We start from the raw sequence: 19,624 nt of genomic DNA, 5'->3' as shown, positions 1-19,624 counted from the left end.
CGGTGGCGGGTGCGGCCGGTGCGGCGGGTGTGGCCGCCTCGGGTGCGGCCGACAGCGGTGCGACCGGTTCGGCGGCTGCGGCCGGTGCCACGGTGCCATCGGCATTCAGGCCCGGCGGCGCGGTGGCCTCCTCGCTCTGCGCCGGCAGCTTCACCTTGACCACGAACACATACGGCAGCGCCTTGATGTCCGATACCGGGCCCGGGCGACCGTCCTTGTCCTTGTCCGGCTCACGCGCCTCGATGATCGACAGCTCCGGACTGGCCATCCAGCCGGACGTCTCCAGGTTGCGCATGTACGCCGAAACGCGGGCGTTGGACTGGGTGCGGCCTTCCAGGGTAAGGGTGTCCCCTTCCTGCTTCAGGGCGGTCAGCACGACGCCATCGGGAATGGTGCGCACCAGCGCGTCGAACAGGTGGACCATCTGCGAGCGCTTGGCCTGCAGTTCCTCGATCACCTTCTTGCGCGCCAGCAGCCGCTCCTTCTGCGCGTCGAGGCGGTCGATCTCCTTGTTCTGCTCCTTGACCTTGTCGATCTCGGCCTGCAGGTAGGCATTGCGGTCCATCTGGCCGCTGACCTGGCGGTCGTAGTAGAACCAGATCATCAGCGACAGCAGCAGGCCACCCACGGCGGCCATGCCCAGCATTGCGTAGAACTCGCGCTGGCGTTGCTTGCGCCGTTCGGCGCGCCAGGGCAACAGGTTGATGCGTGCCATCAGTCGAAGCTCCTCAGCGCCAGACCGGTCGCGATCATCAGCGCGGGAGCATCCTGGGCCAGCGCATGCGCGTTCACCTTCGGTCCCAGCGTCATCTGCGCCAGCGGATTGGCGACCACGGTCGGCACACCCAGCTGCTCCTCGACCATTTCCGGCAGGCCCCCAAGAACCGCGCAGCCTCCGGCCAGCACGATATGATCGACACGATTGAATTCGCTGCCGGCGTAGAAGAACTGCAACAGGCGGCTGATCTGCTGGACCGTGGCTTCCTTGAACGGCTCCAGCACTTCCATCTCGTAGCTTTCCGGCAGCCCGCCCTGGCGCTTGGCCAGGCCGGCTTCCTCGTAGCTCAGGCCGTAGCGGCGCATGATCTCGTCGGTCAGCTGCTTGCCGCCGAACACCTGTTCGCGGCTGTACAGGCTGCGCCCGCCGCGCAGGACGTTCAGGGTGGTCATCGTGGCGCCGATGTCGACCAGCGCGACCACGCCGTCGGTGGACACCGGCAGCTCACTGGCAACCAGGGCGAAGGCGTTCTCGACCGCGAAGGCCTCCACGTCCATCACCTTGGCCTGGAGGCCGCCGAGTTCCAGCGCCGACTGGCGCAGTTCCACATTCTCGGACCGCGACGCGGCCAGCAGCACCTGGACCATCTCCGGGTTGTTCGGGATCACCCCGATCACCTCGAAGTCCAGGTTCACTTCCTCGATCGGATAGGGAATGTAGTTGACCGCTTCCAGCTCGATCTGCGCTTCCATGTCGTTCTCGTCGAGCTCGGCCGGCATCGGGATCACCTTGGTGATCACGGCCGAGCCGGCCACGGCGGCGGCGGCCTGCTTCGCCTTGCTGCCGGAACGGTTCAACGCCCGGCGGATGGCCTCACCCACGGCCTCCACCTCGACGATGTTCTTCTCCACGACCGCATTCGGCGGCAGTGGTTCCACGGCGTAATGTTCCACACGGAAACGATTGCCACTGCGGGAAAGCTGCAACAGCTTTACCGCAGTCGAACTGATGTCGACGCCAATAAGCGGCGACTGACTTTTTGGGATGAGCCCCACGGTTTCTCCCCTGCCGACGGGCACTTGGACGCAAGAACTGCGACCGCGCATTAATAACGTATTCTTAGCAAATGGCAACCGCCCTGCTGTGAATTCCCTCACAGGTTCACGATGCAGCCCCTGGCGTTTCCCCCTTGCGCTCCCCGGTGCCGACCCCAGCCGCCACCTTGCGTAATCTATACTCTGCGACCACGAAATTCGCAATCGGAATCTGAACCCGATGACTCGACTCCGCCGCTGGCTGCGCTGGATCTTCCTGATTGTCCTGGTCCTGGCGCTGATCGGTGCGGCCGCTGTGGGCGGTCTCTACTACGCTGTGTCCTCCAAGCTCCCCGACGTGCAGACCCTGCGCGACGTGGAGATGCAGGAGCCGATGTACGTCTATGCCGCCGACGGCAAGCTGATGGCGGTGTTCGGCGAGACCCGGCGCACCCCGGTCACCATGAAGGAGGTGCCGGAGAAGCTCAAGCAGGCTTTCCTGGCCACCGAGGACGCCCGCTTCTATGAACATGGCGGCGTGGACTACAAGGGCATCGCCCGCGCGGTGTGGCTGCTGGCCACCACCAACGACAAGCGCGTGCCCGGCGGGTCCACCATCACCCAGCAGGTGGCCCGCCAGTTCTTCCTCAGTTCCGAGTACAGCTACACCCGCAAGCTGGCCGAGATCCTGCTGGCCCGCAAGATCGAGTCCGAGCTGAGCAAGGACGAGATCTTCGAGCTGTATCTGAACAAGAGCTTCTTCGGCAACCGTGCCTACGGTGTGGCCGCGGCAGCGGAGTTCTACTACGGCAAGAAGCTGGCCGAGCTGGACCTGGATGAGATGGCCTCGCTGGCCGGCATCCCGAAGTTCCCCTCCTCCGGCAACCCGATCTCCAACCCGGAACGCGCCCGCCAGCGCCGCGACAACTATGTGCTGCAGCGCATGGCCGATCTGAAGTTCGTCAGCCAGGCCGAGGCCGATGCGGCCAAGGCCGTGCCGATGCATGCCACCGCGCATGAGCCGCCGGTGCAGGTCGAGGCGCCCTACGTGGCCGAACTGGTGCGCCAGGAGATGATCGCGCGCTTCGGCGGCGATGTGGTCAACAAGGGATACCACGTCACCACCACCATCGATTCGACCCTGCAGACCGCGGCCAACCTGTCGGTGCGTGACGGCCTGCTGCTGTATGACCACCGCCACGGCTGGCACGGCGTGGAGAAGCAGGTGCAGCTGGGGGCCGGCGACGATGCCGCAGCCCTGGCCGAACATCTGCGCGGCATCCCGGCGCAGGCAGGCCTGCTGCCGGCGATCGTTGCCAGCGCCGGCGCCGATGGCAGCGCCACGGTGGTGCTGGCCAACCGCAGCGAGATCGTGCTGCCGGCCGGTGCCGCCCGGTGGACCAACAAGACCCCCGGCAAGCTGGTGCAGCGCGGCGACATCGTGCGTGTGCGCGCCGGCGACAAGGAGGGCGAGTGGCTGCTGGACCAGATCCCGCGCGGTCAGTCCGCGCTGGTCTCGCTGGATGCCCACAGCGGTGCGCTGAAGGCGCTGGTCGGCGGTTTCAGCTTCTCCGGCAACAAGTTCAACCGCGCCACCCAGGCCCGTCGCCAGCCCGGTTCGAGCTTCAAGCCGTTCGTCTATGCCGCAGCGTTCGACAAGGGTTACAACCCGGCTTCGATCGTGCTTGATGCCCCGGTCGTGTTCCGCGACCGCCGCGGCAAGACCTGGGCACCGCAGAACGATGGCGGTGGCTTCCGCGGCCCGATGCGCCTGCGCGAAGCCCTGGTGCAGTCGCGCAACCTGGTCTCGGTGCGCCTGCTCGACGGCATGGGCGTGGACTACGCCCGCAAGTACATCAGCGAGTTCGGCTTCGCCGAATCGGAGCTGCCGCCGAACCTGTCGATGTCGCTCGGCACCGCCTCGCTGACCCCGCTGTCGGTGGCCCGTGGCTATGCCGTGTTCGCCAACGGCGGCTCGCGCGTGGACACCTGGCTGATCGACCAGGTGAACGACCGCGACGGCAACCTGGTGTTCAAGGAGAACCCGGCACTGGCCTGCCGCGACTGTGCCGGCAGCAGCGACCAGCCGGTCAGTCAGGTCGTGGACGGCTTCAACTTCGGTGCCCCGGCCCCCACGCCGGACCCGGCCGCCGCCAAGGCGCAGGCCACCACCGAAACCGCTGCCGCACCGGTCAACCCGGATGCGCGCACCGCGCCGCGCGCGATCGATGCACGCACCGCCTACCAGCTGGTGTCGATGATGCGCGATGTGGTCCAGCGCGGTACCGGTACCCAGGCCAAGGTGCTCGGCCGCGAGGACGTGGGCGGCAAGACCGGCTCCACCAACGACCACCGCGATGCCTGGTTCTCCGGCTTCGGCGGCCCGTACGTGACCACCGTGTGGGTGGGCCGCGATGACTTCCGTTCGCTGGGTTACCGCGAATACGGCGGCAAGGCCGCGCTGCCGATCTGGATCGAGTACATGCGCACCGCGCTGAAGGACACGCCGATCGCGCAGAACGACCCGCCCAGCGGCATGGTGCAGACCACGCTCAACGGCGCGACCGAATGGGTCAAGGTGGAGGACATGGATCGCCTGACGGACTACGACCTCAACCTCAATACCCCGCAAGCCGACGCGGCTGCGTTCGATATCTTCTGACGCGCGCCGCGGGCGTCACCGTCGAGCCGGCGCATGCCCGGCTCGACGGCCCGGCCAGCCGAGCGTGGGCCGGCCCCGTATCCCTGTTCCATTCCCCACGCAGATGTCACACCGTTGCGCTAGTCTGTAGCCAGGTCGCAACAGGAGTTCCCGCATGCATCGCGCCCGCCAGCATGCCACCACCCAGACCCGTGAGCGTCGTCACCGCCTCGCCCACGAAGCCGCCCGCCTGATGGCCGAAGGCGGCATCCGCGACTTCCACCAGGCCAAACTGAAGGCGGCCAGCCGGCTCGGCATCCATGACGATGCCTCGTTGCCCCGCAATGTCGAGATCGAGGATGCGCTGCGCGAGTACCAGCGCCTGTTCGCTGGCCCCCAGCACGGCAACGAGCTGCAGCGCCGTCGCGAAGCTGCGCTGCGCGCACTGGAATTCCTGCATGCCTTCGCCCCGCGCCTGGTCGGCCCGGTGCTGGACGGCACCGCCGATGCCAACAGCCCCGTGCAGGTCCATCTGCACAGCGACGACCCCGAAGCCGTGCATCGCTTCCTGGACGAACAGGGCATTCCGGCCGAGTCGCGCGTGCGCCGGCTGCGCCTGGACCGCGAGCGCAGCCTGGACGTGCCGGTCTGGGTGTTCAGTGCGGAGGAACTGACGTTCGACCTGGCCGTGCTGCCGTATGACGCCCTGCGCCAGGCACCGCTGTCACCGGTCGACGAGAAGCCGATGCGGCGCGCCTCGCAGGCCCAGCTGCGCGAACTGCTCAGCCAGGAGCAGATCGAAAGCTATCTCGGCAGCATCTGAGCCCCACAACGCAGACGCCCCACGCGGCGGACCGCGTGGGGCGTCGTCATGCATCAGGGCGACCGGACCGCGTCGCCCTGCCGGTTACCAGCCCACGCCGAAGCCCACGCCCACGGTGCGCTCACCGCTGTTGGTGAAGGCACCATTGAGGCTGAAGGTGGCCGAGCCGCGCTCGTTGAGCACGCGCTGGTAACCCACCGCCAGCGCCGACTCGCCTTCGGCATGGCCCACACCCGCGCCGAGGCGGTTGTAGGTCTGCAGGCCGGCGGTGTTCATCGCCATCGCCGCCTGCGCACTGCCCATTGCCGCCATCCGGTTCAGGCGCTTGTCCATCCGGTCCAGCCGGCGGTCCACGCTGGCCATCGCCTGGTCGGTGTAGGCCTGCGCCTGGTTCACCGCCTGATCCACGGCACGCGAGTCCACCTGCGGCAACGGATCGTCGGCTTCCGGCTTCGGCTTCGGCGTGTCGGTGGAGGCCACCGACGGCGCGTCCTTGACCGGCGGTGCCGGGGTCTGGCTGTCCGCCGGCGACTCGCCAGCGACGTCGTCCACCGCTGCCTGGCGGCTGGCCGTCGCCGACCCGTCGATCTGCGACTGCAGTCCGTCGATGCGGCCGTTGAGCTGCTGCTGCACGGCGTGCAGCTGACCACCATTGACCGCATCGCGGCTGCCCGGCGCGATCATGCCGTTGGCCACGTTGCCCAGCACCCTGCCGTGTTCCCCGGCCAGCCGCAGCTGGCCGGTACCGTCATTGCGGACGCCGCCATCGTCGAACAGGCGCTCGAAACGCGCATCGATGCTGGCCAGATCCCGGCGCGTGTCGACCACCGCGCCGTCGAGCGACTTCAGCGCATCGCCGACCGTGGCCTGCCGCTGGCCCTGCACGTGGAACTCCGGCGCGATGATGTTGCCGTCGGCATCCATGCGCATGTCGCTGCCGAAGGCCGCGAAGGCACTGCGGAGCTGGGAGACGGTGGTGAGGTCGCTGGCATCGCGGCCGTTGGCAGCGTTGGTTACGCGGCGCTTGAGGTTGATATGGCCAAGTGAGACTTCGTACGCGCCGCTGGCAAGCGAACTATGACCAAGCGCGACGCTGTTTTCAGCGCCCGCCAGAACTTGGCTGGCGCCGCCGAGGGCAACACCATTGCGAACATGTACTTGCGAGCGCGCGCCCAGTGCAAATCCGTCCTCCGCCCCCACGTGCACCAACGCAGCGCGGCCCAACGAGACAGAGTTCTTCCCCCTCGCTTGCGCATAACTACCAATCGCAGTTGCCCCCTCCGCCAACGCCTTGGTGTCACTACCCAAAGCAGTGCCCAGGATCGCTGCTTCCGCAGGCTTGCTCAGCTCGTCATAGCCCACGACCGCATAAAGGTGCTTCTCCTCCAGGCCAGCGATCCGCTGGTTGCTGGCATGAAGCTGACCACCCGTGACCACCTCCCGGCTACCCGCATGGCTGATATCGCCCTCGCCGACGTTGATGAGGCGCGCGCCACCGAAATCGACGGCGGAACGGTCGGCGCCGAAGCGCACGGCACTGGCATCCGCCATCGCCCGCGCCTGATCCAGCGTATCGAGGCGCGCGTCGATCGCATCCAGTCCGCCACGATTGCTGTCCACGCCCGCATCCAGCGCGGCCAGTGCATCGCCTACCGTACCGTGTATGGAGCCCTGCACACCATAGGAGGGAGCGATCACGCTGCCATCCACGGCAAAGCCCGCGCCGCCTCCGAGAGCGTTCACCACGCCGGAGAGCTGGTCGACGGTGGTTACGTCATGCCCCTGAATGCCCTTCGCGGCGTTGGTGATTCGGCGCTTCAATGTTGCATGCCCCAAAGAGACCTCATTGGGACCGTGAGCAACCGACCAGGCTCCGAGCGCAACGCTCTGAGTAGCGTCGGCACGCACCTCTGCCGATGAACCAAGCGCAACGCCATTGGTCACATGAACCTGAGATCGGGCCCCCAGTGCGAAGCCATTTTCAGTGCCCTCATGGACCAGTGCCGCCCGGCCAAGTGAAACGGAGTTCTTCCCCCGCGCCTGGGCGAAACTGCCAATCGCGGTAGCACCCTCGGCCAATGCCTTGGTATCACTACCCATGGCCGTAGCTAGGAGGCCTGCCTCCGCCGGCATGCTCAGATCGTCAAATCCGACAACCGCATACTTCTGCGCCTCCTCCAGCACCGACACCCGCTCATGGGTCACGAACAGCTGCCCGCCCGTGACCGCCTCGCGGCTGCCTGCCGCAATCTCGCCATCAGCCAGAGCGACCAGACGCGCAGCCTTCAGGTCCACCGTGCCGTCCTCGCCGAACTGCACGACGCTGCCCAGGTCAGGCGTGTAGTTGTCGAAGTCCACGCGCAACGCGTCCAGGTCGTCCCGGGCGGATGCGATCTGCGCGCCCTGCTCGGCCACCTTCGTATTGGTGGCGAACAGCTGCGCGCCATTGACCGCCTCGCGGCTGTCGGCACTGAGTTGCCCGTCGCCTACGGCGAGCAGGCGCCCACCCTCCAGGTCGACATTGCCGCCTGCGTCGAAACGCACCACATCGGACAGGTCCGGATCGAAGCCCTCGAAGTCCTCGCGCAGGCGGTCGATGTCCGTACGGTTGCGGGCGATCTGCGCGTTGCTGTCGAACAGCTGGCGGCCGCTGACTGCATCGTCGCTGGTGGCCGACAGTTGACCGGCGGCAACGCCGTGCACGCGACGCGCCTGGTTGCCCTGGTTGCGCACATCCAGCACGCCGCCGCTGTTGGCGGCTCCCAGTCGTACGTCGCCGGTGGACGAGGTCTGGCTGAGCAGGCCACCGAGCACGTTGGCCTTGCCCTGTGCATCGTTGGCGGTGGACTGGGCGGCGTTGGCCACGCTGTGCGCCGTATTGGCCAGGGTGGTGGCCGTGGTCACGTTCTGGTTGGTGGTGTTGAGCTGGCGACCACTCACCGCGTCGGTACTGGCTGCACTCAGCACACCATCGGCGACGCCACTGATACGACGGCTGGCGTTGCCCTGGTTACGGACATCGAGGACGGTGCCACTGTTCTGCGCGCCCAGCCGCAGATCGCCGCCGGCTGCCGCCTGGCCGACCAGGCCACTGAGCGTGGCGGCGGTGGCGGTGACCTGCGTGACGTTCTGGTTGGTGGCATGCAGCTGCCGGCCACTGACCGCATCGGCACTGGTGCTGCTGAGTGCCGCGTCGGCCACGCCGATGACGCGACGGTTGGCGCTGGACTGGTTGCGCATGTCCACCGCGCCACCGGTATTACTGGCACCGACGCGGACGTCGCTGTTGCCGGCACTCTGGCTGAGCAGGCCCCCCAGCGCGTTGGCCTTGGTCTGCGCATCGTTGGCGATGCTGTGCGCGGTGTTGGCCAGCGTATTCACCGTGGCGAGGTTCTGGTTGGTGGCATGCAGCTGCCTGCCGGTCACCGCCTCGGCGCTGGTGGTGCTCAGCGTTCCGTCAGCCACATTGACGATGTTCCGCTTCACCGTGGCACTGCCCACCGAGACCTGGTTGGCGCCGGTCGCCACCGAGCCCGCGCCCAGCGCGACGCTGTTGCCCGCCTGCGCATTGACCTTGGCGTTGGTGCCCAGTGCGATGGCGCCGCTGGAGGTGGCATCCACGGCGGCACGATTGCCCAGCGCCACCGAGGAGTCAGCCGCGGCGCCCGCCAGGGTGCCCGCGCCCACCGCGTTGGCGCCAGCCGCGCTGGCTTGGTAACCGAAGGCGTTGCTGTGGGAGCCCTCCGCTTTCGCCGAATGGCCGACCGCCACGGCATTGCTGCCGGCCGACGCGCCTTGGCCGACGGCGGTGGTGGTGCTGGCCAGGGCCGTCAGCGCGCGTGTGGCATCGGCCTGGGCCGCAGTAGCTGCCTGGGTGACTGCGGTGACATTCTGGTTGGTGGCATGCAGCTGCTTGCCTGTCACGGCTTCGGCACTGCTGGTGCTCAGCGTGCCATCGGCCACATTGACGATGCGGCGCTTGAGCGTGGCATTACCGACTGAGACCTGGTTGCTGCCGGAGGTGGTGGAGGAACTGCCCAACGCCACCGAACCGGTGTGGTTGGCCAGCGCGCGGTCGCCAAAGGCGGCACTGCTCTCGGCCGTCGCTTCGGACAGATTGCCGACGGATGTAGCGAAGCGGGCGCTTGCCACACTGCCGCGGCCCAGCGCCGTGGCCTGGTTGGCGGTGGCCGCCGCCTGATAGCCCAGTGCGGTGGCATGGATCACGTCGGCCTTGGCGTCGTTGCCGATGGCCACGGCACGGTCGCCGGTGGCCGAGGCACGCAGGCCCGATGCCACGCCGCCATTGCCGCTGCGCGAGCCGGTGCCGAGCGCCACGCCGCCGTTGGACGCGGCAACGCGCTCACCGGCCGCATTGACGCCGCTGCGGGCATTGTTGCCCAGTGCAAGACCGTCATTGTTGTAGGCCAATGCCGCATTGCCGATGGCCACGCCGTTGTCGCCCCCCTCGGTCCGCGCGCGGTTACCCAATGCCACTGCACTGCTGCCGTCCGCAGATGCCAGGGTGCCCATCGCCACGGCGTTGCTGCCGGCGCTGGACGCCTGGAAACCCAGGGCGTTGCTGTAGCCACCGGACGCATCGGCGGCATTGCCGATGGCGGTGCTGTTGGTGCCCGTTGCAGTGGCACCGGTCCCAATCGCGATGCGGCTGCCATCCAGCCTGGCCAAGGCCTGCCCGGCTTTCGTCGCAGCCTGGTCTGCGGCCGTCTTCGCCGCGTTCGCCGTGCCCGTCGCGCTGGCGATGCTCTGGTTGGTGGCGTGCAGCTGCTTGCCGGTCACTGCTTCGCTGCTGGTGGTGCTCAGGGTGCCATCGGCCACATTGACGATGCGGCGCTTCAGGGTGTCATTGCCCACCGAGACCTGGTTGCTGGCACTGGTGACCGAGCCGGCGCCCAGGGCCACTGCATTGCTCTGCCCGGCATTGGCGTTGGCACCCAGCGCCACGGCCTTGCCGTGGCCGTCGGTCACGGCGTTCTGGCCGATGGCGATGCCCGCATCGTAGCCGCCGGAGCGCGCACCGCTGCCGATCACGATGGCGTGGTGTGCGTTGCCGTTGGCAAGTCTGCTGCCGTCACCGATGACGACGGATCCCTGCGCCTGTGCCTGCGCATTGTTGCCCAGCGCTACCGATCTGGATCCCGACGCCTGTGCCCTCGGCCCCATCGCCGTGGCATCGCTACCCTCGGCCCGGGCATTGCGCCCGACCGCGACCGCACTGTTACCGGACGCGCCAACGTAGCTGTTGAGGCCGATCGCGACGGCCCCGACTCCCAGCGCCGTGGCGCTTTTGCCGATCGCAGTGCCCCCTTCGCCGCTTCCCGTGCCCGCATTGATGCCGATGGCCACGCCACCGGCAAGTCCCTGGGCATTGTTGCCGATACCGATGCCGTCGAACGCCGTGACCGAACCCACGCCGATGGCCACGCCCTTGGTGCTGTTGACCGTGGAACCTCCACCGATCAGCACGTTCTGGTAGCTGGTAGTGCCGACACTGCGCGACGTGGCAGGCGAGCCGATGAACGCGCTCATCAACGCGTCCCACTCTGCCGGTGCTGCGTCAGCCTCCGCCGCAATGGCGTCGGGCACGATCAACGGATCCGATGCAACCTCGGTCGCGAACGCGGGAGCGGCCAGCATCACGCACAGGGCGGCGGCAAGCGGGCGTGCCGCCGAAGCCGGCTTGCCGCGCGAACGGGTGTGCTCGCTGGCCACGGCCCAGCAGCGCAGGCGGGTATTCCAGATCAAACGGTAGATGCGATTCATCGATGTCTCGGTGGTTGGGAAACGGGAACTTGAGGGCGCGCAAGGCGGGGCAGTCAGGGCTGCAGCGTCTGCCGGTGTTCACGGAAGCCGGCGTGGCTGAGCCGGTAGTCGATCTCCACGCGCCCGCCGACGCGGGGCACGAACGGCAGCGTCATCGCCGCGCCGGGGTAAAGGCTGCGTTTGATCTCGTGCGTGGTGCAGCGGCCGTCCGCGTCGCAGTCCTGCACCTGGTTGACGCCGAGCCGCAGCGTGCCGCGGTTCAACAGGCGATCACCGTCCAGGGCCATCTCGACGCGCCCCTCGGCGGGCAGCACATTGACCAGCACGCCCCAGACCAGGCTGACGCCCAACGTGGCGCTGGCGCCCTGCACCGGCACCTCCGGCGTGCTGTCATCAGGACCGCGTACGCCTTCGAAGTAGATGCGGAACGCGGTTTCCTGCTCGACCGGTTGCAGCGGAATGATCCGTATCAGGCGCGTGCCGCCTCCTGCCAGACCGAAGCGTCCTGGCGTGACCGCCATGACCGCTGCGGTGCCGACGGCCTCATCGACTTCTTCCTCGTGGTCACTGGCCGGGTGCAGGATGCGTTTCACCGTGGCCTGCACGTACTGCGGCTGCGGTGATTGCGAGTGCACGCGCACGGTCGTGGTCTTGCCGGCTTCGGCGTGCACGCGCATGGGGTGGACGTTGAGATTGGCCAGCACCGGTGCCGCTGGCAGAAGGGCCAGCAGCAGCGCGCCGGCCAGGGGAATCTTGCTCATGGGATCGGGTTCCAGGGGAAGGTCAGAGGCGGTCGGTCGGCAGGCGCATTTCGAGCTTGAGGCGGCCGTCGTAGTAGCCCTCGCGTTTCTCGGACGCCGGCACACGGGGGGTTTCCAGGGTCAGCGGCGTGGGCACGCAGTACACCCACTGGTTCATGTCGGGCAGCATCACCAGCCGCAGCTCGGCGGTATCGATGCCGCGCAGCAGCACTTCCTCGTTGTTGCGCAGGGCGATCTTCTGGCCGCTGTGGTCCAGGCTGAGCTGGTAGTCCAGGCGGTCCTGCGCCTCGCGCCCACCGTCGCGGTGCCAGACCGAGTACTGCGATGGCGGACGGCCCGGCGCGGCGGGGCCCATGTCACGTGCGGTGATGGCCAGATACTCGCTCTGCGAGCCCATGCCGTCGTACAGACACATGTCCAGCACGGCGGTGCCACCGATCGTGCCGGGTGAGGGAATCGGCCGGTAGTCCAGCTGCAGGCCCACCAGCGGCTCGGCCATGCCGAACTCGGGCAGGTAGATCATGGTGCGGTCGCGATCGGTGATGGTCAGATCGAACCGGAACACATGGGTGGCGATGATCGGGCCGTCAGGATCGACGCGCAGGTTGAGGCGGAGTTCTGCAGTCCAGCGGCCGGCGACCAACTGCTGAACATCCTCGGACTGCAGCTGCAGAGCAACACCGGTGCCCCCGGGAGGAACCATGCACTGATTCTGGAATGACGACCAAAGAGGAAACTCGGCGTTGTTCCAGTAGTCGACGGTGCAATTTCTTTCCCACTCGACACGTTCCAGCCAACCTGTAACGGCTACATCGATCTTCTGCCCGCTACGCGCCTCGCTGAAACCGACGGGAAATCGGCTCCTTCCAGACGAATCTCCGGTATCGCGCATCGGACACTGTCCGTACTCAGGCTCGTCACCACACGTCAAATGGATCTTCCCGTACCCCAGCTCCACCTCCCCATACCCGAGCACCGTCCGCGGCGCCCACAGCTCCAGCGCTTCGGGCGCGGAGCGGTCGAAGGTGCGGACGATGTCGGTGGTGATCACGCCGGTGGCCGGCGTCGTTGCCGGTGGGCGCTGTGCCAGCGCCTGTGCACTGCCAAGCAGGCAGGCCGCGGCCAGCAGCAGCCTCCATGCGGTCCTCATCGCGCACCTCCACTCATCACATTGCGTTCGTTGCGCCCCGCCACCGGGGCCAGTTCGTTCAACAGGCGCTGTACCCGCGCCTGGTGGCGGATCGGTGCCGGCAACTGCTCCAGCGCCAGCGGTTCGCACTGCACCTGGCCGACCAGCAGCACCACGCTGCGGCGCTCACGCACGGTGAGCGGGCACTGCAGCAGGTCGCCTGCACGCAGCAGGTAGAGCACCGGCTCGCGCTGCGGGAATTCGGCGATGAAGCCGCCGTCGCGGCCCAGCGAGGGCACCGGCGCGTTGAGGATGCGGGCGCCTTCCAGCGGGGTACCGGCGATGTCGCGTGCGTTGCCGATGAAGGTGTAGGTCACGTCCAGCGTGACCGGAAGCGCGATCACCTTTCCCGGCAGCAGGAAGGCGTGCTGCGCCGCGCCCAGGCGGGCGACACGCACTGCGGCGTCGCTGTCGTGCGCACTGGCGTCCTGCACGTCCACGCGGTGGCGCTGGTAGCCGCCCAGCGGCAGCAGCCGGCGCTCGCCGAAGCCGAGGATGCGGCGCCGGTTGCTGCCGGCGCGGATGTCGGCAGCCGCGCCACTCAGCTCCAGATCGCGCGCATCGTCCACGCTGACCACTACCCCGGCATCGGCGCCATGGGCGCCGCCCCAGTGCAGCCCGCGTGCGGACAGCGACAGCCCCGACGTGTGGTTGCCGCTGTAGGCCAGTTCACCCCCACCGTGGTGCTGGTAGTACGACACCGATGCACCGCTCTGCCCGAAGCGGTTGTCGATACGGGCGCTGGCCAGCGCGCTGTAGCGGTCGTCGTTGTACGCGCTCAGCTCGGCGCCCAGATCGCGCGCGTCGCCGTCGCGCTCCTGCCGCAACGAATGCGACAGGCCCAGGCGGGCATCCGGGCGGCTGTGCTGGGGCTGGCGCATGTCCAGCGCCACGCGCTGCTGCACGCTGCCGTCGTCGATCCGCTGCAGCCGCGAGACTGCAATGTTCAGGTAGAGGCCGCGATCACGGGCAGGCCCGCGCCCGCTGCCGGTATCGGTGTCCTGCTGCCACACCCCCAGCCGGCTGCCGATGCTCAGTCCACGCCACTGCCGGGTACGGCTGTAACTGGCCTGCAGGCTGCGCGAGGTCTGCGCAGGACGCAGCGCCGGCACATGCGGCGGCTGCAGGCCCGGCGGCAGGCCCGTCCAGGCATCGTCGTCTTCGCCGGGCAGGCTCCACTCCGGGGTGAAGCTGCGCCGGCGCGTGTATCCCAGGTACAGGCTGCCGCCGAACAGGGGCGCCGATACCGAGGCACTGAGCGCATCGACACAACCGAAACGGTCATGCAGCACCGGCGTGCTGCTCTGGCACGCACCGCCGCGCAGGCGTTGCCGATAGACATTCCAGGACGCGTAGTGGCGATAGCTCAGCTGCTGCTGCAAGCCGTGGCTGCCGTCGCCTCCGTTCAGCACGCCGACCATCGCCTGCAGGTCATGCCGCCCGAACTGCTGGCGTCCCTCCAGGCGCAGTTCGCCGTAACCGGTATCGGCGACGCGGGCGATACCCGCTGTCATGCCGTAGTTGCGCGCAAGGGGGATGCGCAACCCCGCCTGTACCGCCGTGTCGGACGCATCGCCGATGTCACTTGCACGTGTCGCATGCGCACGACGGCGCCCGCCCTGCACGAACCACTGCAGGCTGCGCTCGGACCAGTCGCCGCCCCGGCTGAAGGGCGCCTCCTCGCTGCGCACGAAGCGGCCATCCTCATAGATGCGCAGGTTGACGGTGTAGCTGCCGAGCGGAAACCGGCGCGTATCGAGATCGTTGACACCGGCCTGCAGGTAGAAGGTCTGCAGCAGGCGATCACCGTCGAAGGCATCCACGCGTGCATCGCGGCCGAGCAGCACAGTCAACGGGGTGGAAGTGACGTTCGCGTCGGTATCGACGTAGGCCTGCGTGGTACCCACGCGCAGCCCCTCGAAGCGATCCAGGGGCAGCATGCCGAACCCGAAGGTGCCGCCCTGCTGGCTGGACAGATTGCGCCGGTCCATGCGGCCCAGCTGCACGTAGTGGCGCTGGGCAAGATCGTGGCGATAGTAGAGATCGTCCAGCTGGAAACGGTCATGCGCGCGATAACCCTGCCGCGCCTGGCGGCTGTAGTTCCAGCTGCTGGCGACATGGCCATCGCGCAGCACGCCAAGCACCGTGCTGCCCTGCACGCTCAACGCCTGATAGCCATCGCCCCCGCTGAAATTCACGGTCTGCTGCTGCAGCAGCGCGTTCTGTGCCTGCTCGGACACCTGATGGAACGGCGAGCGCTGCGCGCTCTGCTGTGGCAGCCACCGGCGTGCCGGAAACAACATCAGCACGCCATCGCTTTCATCGAAGATGGCGTGCACCTGCGCAGGATCGTCCGGACTGTCGATCCAGCCGCAGCCGGGATCCGGTTGGCCGTAGGGACAGGCCAGATGACTGTTGCGCGGCAGCGGTGCAGCCAGTGCCGCCTGCAGCGCGTCGCGCGCATCGGCGCTGAGACCCAGGGCTTCCAGTACCTGCGCGGGCTGGTCCAGCTGCACCGTATCCAGCGTGACCCAGGCGGACCACAGGCCGGCCGACTGCCCGAACAGGCGTACCTCGACACGCTCGGTCTGGCCGCTGGCGAGGTCTTCGAAACCGGCCGGTACCGGCCGTGCGTGGACAGCCGGCAGGGCCGGAATGGCCAACGTCAGGGCGAGCGCGACCGCCAGCCGGCTGTGGGCAGGTGCAGGTATCAACATGGGGAGACAACCGATGGCCGGCCGGCCCGCGCACGGGCCGGCGCGGTGGGGATTACGGCGCGGCGGTGTTCTGCGACACGACCAGCGCAACGGTGCCGCTGTACAGGCCCGCGAAGTTGATCTCGCCGGACACGGTCTGCTGCACGCGCAGCGGCATGGCGATCGACGCACCCGGAATCGCGCTGTCGAACAGGTCGTCTGCAGCGAAGTCGATCGGGGTGGTCTCCAGGGCGCGGCCGTTGAGGCTGACCGTCAGCGGCACGTTGATGGCACCCGGTGCGGCCAGGTCGGGACGCAGCACGGCGTCGGCCGCCAGGCGCACGCTGAGGTCCTTCTCGGTGTCATTGGTGAAGATGCGCACATCTTCGGTCCACGACGACAGGCCGGCACCGCCGGCGCGGTAGACCAGCTGCACCGCGTCCGGCAGCGCGGTGCCGTCGGCCTTGAGCAGGGACAGGGTCGGATCGACGTTCGCCCACACGGTGATGTTGGTTTCCACGGCGGCCTGCGCGGTCAGCGAAGCGCCGGCGAGCGCCACGGCCAGGGCGGCCTTCTTGAACATGTGCGACATGGTTTCTCTCTCTGATGGATTGGGTTGCCTCCTGGATGGAAGCACTGCCGGCACGGACCTGCCCTGCCAGCAGCGCGGTCAAGGTATTGATCGGCTCCTGCGGTGTACATGCAACGTTTCTTGATTGCCGATTACGCGTACTTCTGCGACATCACACACGCATCGCGCGTGCCGTGACCAGCAGAATGCGACGCTTTCGGCATTGCTCCGACCAGGGCACGACCACGGCATGGGAAAAAAAAAACGCCCCCTTGCGGGGGCGTTCTTCCACGTTGCGATTGCGGGGCGATCAGCCCTGGTAGTCGCGCACGTCGCTGCCGGTGTAGACCTGGCGCGGACGGCCGATCTTCATTTCCGGATCGACCTGCTGTTCCAGCCAATGCGACACCCAGCCGGAGGTACGGCCCAGGGCGAACATGACGGTGAACATCTCGGTCGGAATCTGCAGCGCCTTGTAGATGATGCCGCTGTAGAAATCGACGTTCGGGTACAGCTTGCGGGCGACGAAGTAGTCGTCCTGCAGCGCGGCCTGCTCCAGCTTCACGGCCACGTCCAGCAGCGGGTCCTGCACGCCCAGCTGCTTGAGCACCTTGCTGGTCATCTCGCCGATGACCTTGGCGCGCGGATCGAAGTTCTTGTAGACGCGGTGGCCGAAGCCCATCAGGCGGAAGCCGGAGGTCTTGTCCTTGGCCTTGAGCACGGCCGATTCCACGTTGTCGGCCGAACCGATTTCTTCCAGCATCTTCAGCACGGCTTCGTTGGCACCGCCATGGGCCGGACCCCACAGCGCGGTGACGCCTGCGGCAACCGACGCATACGGATTGGCACCGGTCGAGCCGACCAGGCGCACCGTCGAGGTGGACGCGTTCTGCTCGTGGTCGGCGTGCAGGATGAACAGCAGGTCCAGCGCCTTGACCACGTCCGGATTCAGTTCGTACTGGCCGTCGGCCGACTCGAAGGTCTGCTTCAGGAAGCGGCTGACGTAATCCAGCGAGGTGTCGGGCGTGTTGGCCGGCAGGCCCTTGCCGTGACGGTAGATCAGCGCCGAGAGGGTCGGCACCTTGGCGATCAGGCGCACAGCGGCCTGACGGCGCTGTTCGGCGTCGGACAGGTCCAGCGCGTCGTGGTAGACGGCCGACAGCTGCGCGATCGCGGCAGCCAGGATGGCCATCGGATGGGCATCCTTGGCGAAGCTGCCGATCAGGGTGTTGATCGAATCGGGGACGTTGGCCTCGGCAGCCAGCTCATCGGTGAAGGCCTTCAGCTGCTCGGCGCTCGGACGCTCGCCGTTGATCAGCAGGTAGGCCACTTCGACGTAGCTCGACTTTTCCGACAGCTGTTCGATCGGGTAGCCGCGGTACAGCAGCACGCCCTTGTCGCCGTCGATGTAGGTGATGGCGGACTTGCAGCTGGCCGTCGCGGTGAAGCCGGAATCGTAGGTGAAGAACCCCGTTTCCTTGGTCAGCTTCGCGATGTCGACGCAGTCGTTGCCAAGGGTGGGTTTGATGACGGGCAGAACGACCGACGTGTCGCCGGCGTTGAGCGTGACCTGATCAAGATCGGACACTGTGTGCGCTCCTTCATGGGAAGGCGCCTGCCCAAGCGCATTGGTCAGGCACGTGAATGACGTCCACGACCTGTGTCGTGGATCACGCCATTATCGCACAGCAGCATTTGCCCGGTGCTAGACGGAAGTCGTAGACGGCAGGCGGCCGGAACCCGGCCAGCGAGTGGCCCGGATCGGCAAAAGCGTTGTCACGCGAACGCAGTGTTCTGTCCATCCAAACGCCTGTTGGGCAGGCGCCGGGGAAAAACAAACGGCCGCGCAGAGCGCGGCCGTCGGTTCGGAGCTGGATCGACAGATCAGCGCGCGTAGCGCTTCTGGAACTTGTCGATGCGGCCCGAGGTGTCGATGACCTTGTGCTTGCCCGTGTAGAACGGATGCGAAGCCGAGGAAATTTCAACCTTGACCAGCGGGTATTCGTTGCCGTCTTCCCACTGGATGGTTTCCTTCGTCGCCATGGTGGAGCGGGTCAGGATCTTGAAATCGGAGGTGACGTCATGGAAGACGACGTCGCGGTAGTTCGGATGGATATCGGCCTTCATGGGCTCACACCGTAAATGGGCTGGTGGTCAAGAGCGGCATTATAAGCACCGGCCGCCCCTTGGGGCAACCGGTTGCGTGGATCCGCGCTCAGTCCGCGCCAAGTGCCTGCCGCACAAGGCTTTCGAAGCGGGCCTGGTCGTAGGCCATCAGCAGGTCGCAGTTGTCCGGCTGGCCGGTCTGGCGGTTCCAGTCGACGAGGGTCGCGCCGCGACTGAACGTTCCGTTCAGTTCCACGTTCAGCGGCCGCGATTCCACCCGCAGCTGCCCTTCCGGGTTCAGCGCCCAGGCCATGGCCAGGGCATCGGCGGTGTACCAGCGTCCGCCCTTGCTGTCTTCGGACAGGCCACGGGTCTTGCGCGAGATCAGCTCATAGAAGCGGGCGCGCTCCGAATCGGCCTGCAGCCACGTCTCGGCCTGCTGCAGCGGCAGGCCGTGGGCGACGGTGGCTTCCCAGTCCGACACCAGCAGGTGCTTGAATGCGGTGAACACCACGTGCGCCGCTTCCGGATCGAAGGCGATGTTGAACTCCGCCGCCGGCGTGATGTTGCCGTGGCAGGTGACCGCGCCGCCCATCACCACGATGCGCTTGATGCGCTGAGGCAGGGTCGGGTCCAGCTTCAGCGCCAGCGCCAGGTTGGTCAGCGGGCCGAGCATCACCAGCATCAGTTCGCCGGCATGTTTGTGCGACAGGCGCAGGATCGCCAGCGCGGCATGCTCGGCTTCGGCCTGTCGGCCCGGCGGTGGCAGATCGACATCGCCGTAGCCATCACGGCCGTGCACATGCGCGGCATCGACGGAGGGATGCAGCAGCGGATCGGGGCTGCCGGCAAACACCGGCACGTCGGGACGGCCGACGATGTCGCAGAGCTTGAGGGCGTTACGGACGGTGTACTGCAGGCCGACATTGCCGGCGGCGATGGTCAGGGCGACCACGTCATGCCGTTCATCGGCAAAGGCCATCAGCAGGGCCAGGGCGTCGTCCACACCGGGATCGGTGTCGATCAACAGGGGGATCTTGTGGGTCATCGTTGCCGTCTTCAGATCGGCAACGAAGTGTGGACCGGGATGATGACCGTTGCAAGTATGGGGATTCTGGCAGGGCTGTGCCCTGCACCCGCAGGATCAACAGCAAACGCCAGAGCAACGGCAAAAGCTGGTTTCCTGGGGGATGGCGGGGTGGGTCCGGTTGCGGGGGACGCCGTGAATCCATCCCTGGAGGCTCGGTCGCGCCATCCATGGCGCTCACGCCCCCGCAACCGGACCCACCCCGCCTTCGACA

At 67.3% G+C, this 19,624-nt stretch carries 12 protein-coding genes; 2 read left to right on the top strand and 10 right to left on the bottom strand.

Going from position 1 to position 19,624, the window contains the following annotated elements; all coding sequences use genetic code 11:
* Both QMZ25_RS17020 and QMZ25_RS17015 read right to left on the bottom strand, forming a co-directional pair.
* On the bottom strand, positions 1-715 hold a 715-nt coding region (locus tag QMZ25_RS17020), incomplete at its 3' end, for a PilN domain-containing protein (protein ID WP_283220010.1).
* A complete protein-coding gene (locus tag QMZ25_RS17015) occupies positions 715-1,773 on the bottom strand; it encodes a pilus assembly protein PilM (protein ID WP_053518451.1) in 1,059 nt (352 codons plus the stop codon). The genes QMZ25_RS17020 and QMZ25_RS17015, both read right to left, overlap by 1 nt.
* A gap of 220 nt (positions 1,774-1,993) precedes the next feature.
* Here QMZ25_RS17015 and QMZ25_RS17010 point away from each other — a divergent pair, with 220 nt between their 5' ends.
* Together QMZ25_RS17010 and QMZ25_RS17005 are read left to right on the top strand one after the other, a co-directional pair.
* A complete protein-coding gene (locus tag QMZ25_RS17010) occupies positions 1,994-4,414 on the top strand; it encodes a penicillin-binding protein 1A (protein ID WP_053518448.1) in 2,421 nt (806 codons plus the stop codon).
* A 154-nt stretch (positions 4,415-4,568) separates the two neighbouring features.
* On the top strand, positions 4,569-5,216 hold the full coding sequence (locus QMZ25_RS17005) for a hypothetical protein (RefSeq protein ID WP_065175739.1): 648 nt from the start codon (positions 4,569-4,571) through the stop codon (positions 5,214-5,216).
* An 84-nt stretch (positions 5,217-5,300) separates the two neighbouring features.
* Here QMZ25_RS17005 and QMZ25_RS17000 read toward each other — a convergent pair whose 3' ends face one another.
* The 8 genes from QMZ25_RS17000 to QMZ25_RS16965 all read right to left on the bottom strand — a co-directional run bounded on the left by QMZ25_RS17000 (position 5,301) and on the right by QMZ25_RS16965 (position 19,371).
* A complete protein-coding gene (locus QMZ25_RS17000) occupies positions 5,301-11,000 on the bottom strand; it encodes an ESPR-type extended signal peptide-containing protein (protein ID WP_283220009.1) in 5,700 nt (1,899 codons plus the stop codon).
* Between the two features lie 53 nt (positions 11,001-11,053).
* On the bottom strand, positions 11,054-11,761 hold the full coding sequence (locus QMZ25_RS16995; RefSeq protein WP_128988506.1) for a pilus assembly protein: 708 nt from the start codon (positions 11,759-11,761) through the stop codon (positions 11,054-11,056).
* A 22-nt stretch (positions 11,762-11,783) separates the two neighbouring features.
* Complete coding sequence (locus QMZ25_RS16990; protein ID WP_283220008.1) at positions 11,784-12,911, bottom strand: CfaE/CblD family pilus tip adhesin; 1,128 nt, start codon at positions 12,909-12,911, stop codon at positions 11,784-11,786.
* Positions 12,908-15,667, bottom strand: coding sequence for a TcfC E-set like domain-containing protein (locus QMZ25_RS16985; RefSeq protein WP_283220007.1), 2,760 nt, complete (start codon positions 15,665-15,667; stop codon positions 12,908-12,910). The genes QMZ25_RS16990 and QMZ25_RS16985 overlap by 4 nt, the downstream gene beginning before the upstream one ends.
* Before the next feature lie 52 nt (positions 15,668-15,719).
* Positions 15,720-16,238: a CS1 type fimbrial major subunit gene (locus QMZ25_RS16980; RefSeq protein ID WP_283220006.1), complete on the bottom strand. Its 519-nt coding sequence runs from the start codon at positions 16,236-16,238 to the stop codon at positions 15,720-15,722.
* A 289-nt stretch (positions 16,239-16,527) separates the two neighbouring features.
* Positions 16,528-17,805 (bottom strand): citrate synthase, encoded by a 1,278-nt coding sequence (locus QMZ25_RS16975; protein ID WP_164150898.1) that lies wholly within the window; start codon positions 17,803-17,805, stop codon positions 16,528-16,530.
* A gap of 296 nt (positions 17,806-18,101) precedes the next feature.
* Positions 18,102-18,344: a type B 50S ribosomal protein L31 gene (locus tag QMZ25_RS16970; RefSeq protein WP_005410871.1), complete on the bottom strand. Its 243-nt coding sequence runs from the start codon at positions 18,342-18,344 to the stop codon at positions 18,102-18,104.
* 88 nt (positions 18,345-18,432) lie between these two features.
* The gene (locus tag QMZ25_RS16965) at positions 18,433-19,371 is read right to left on the bottom strand and encodes a nucleoside hydrolase (RefSeq protein ID WP_065175735.1); all 939 of its coding nucleotides are present in this window, start codon (positions 19,369-19,371) and stop codon (positions 18,433-18,435) included.
* Positions 19,372-19,624 lie beyond the last annotated feature (253 nt).

Origin of the sequence: Stenotrophomonas sp. RS-48, assembly GCF_030053245.1 — a bacterium.
GTDB classification, from domain to species: Bacteria; Pseudomonadota; Gammaproteobacteria; order Xanthomonadales; family Xanthomonadaceae; genus Stenotrophomonas; species Stenotrophomonas maltophilia_P.
The sequence above is the reverse complement of the archived record's forward strand: the minus strand, read 5'-3'. Positions and strand labels throughout refer to the sequence as shown.

What these genes read in the sequence shown, in the direction of transcription:
- QMZ25_RS16990 (WP_283220008.1), bottom strand. Translation starts at nt 12,911, where the DNA reads ATGAGGACCGCATGGAGGCTGCTGCTGGCCGCGGCCTGCCTGCTTGGC.
- QMZ25_RS16985 (WP_283220007.1), bottom strand. Translation starts at nt 15,667, where the DNA reads ATGTTGATACCTGCACCTGCCCACAGCCGGCTGGCGGTCGCGCTCGCC.
- QMZ25_RS16970 (WP_005410871.1), bottom strand. Translation starts at nt 18,344, where the DNA reads ATGAAGGCCGATATCCATCCGAACTACCGCGACGTCGTCTTCCATGAC.
- QMZ25_RS17000 (WP_283220009.1), bottom strand. Translation starts at nt 11,000, where the DNA reads ATGAATCGCATCTACCGTTTGATCTGGAATACCCGCCTGCGCTGCTGG.
- QMZ25_RS17010 (WP_053518448.1), top strand. Translation starts at nt 1,994, where the DNA reads ATGACTCGACTCCGCCGCTGGCTGCGCTGGATCTTCCTGATTGTCCTG.
- QMZ25_RS16995 (WP_128988506.1), bottom strand. Translation starts at nt 11,761, where the DNA reads ATGAGCAAGATTCCCCTGGCCGGCGCGCTGCTGCTGGCCCTTCTGCCA.
- QMZ25_RS16965 (WP_065175735.1), bottom strand. Translation starts at nt 19,371, where the DNA reads ATGACCCACAAGATCCCCCTGTTGATCGACACCGATCCCGGTGTGGAC.
- QMZ25_RS17005 (WP_065175739.1), top strand. Translation starts at nt 4,569, where the DNA reads ATGCATCGCGCCCGCCAGCATGCCACCACCCAGACCCGTGAGCGTCGT.
- QMZ25_RS16980 (WP_283220006.1), bottom strand. Translation starts at nt 16,238, where the DNA reads ATGTCGCACATGTTCAAGAAGGCCGCCCTGGCCGTGGCGCTCGCCGGC.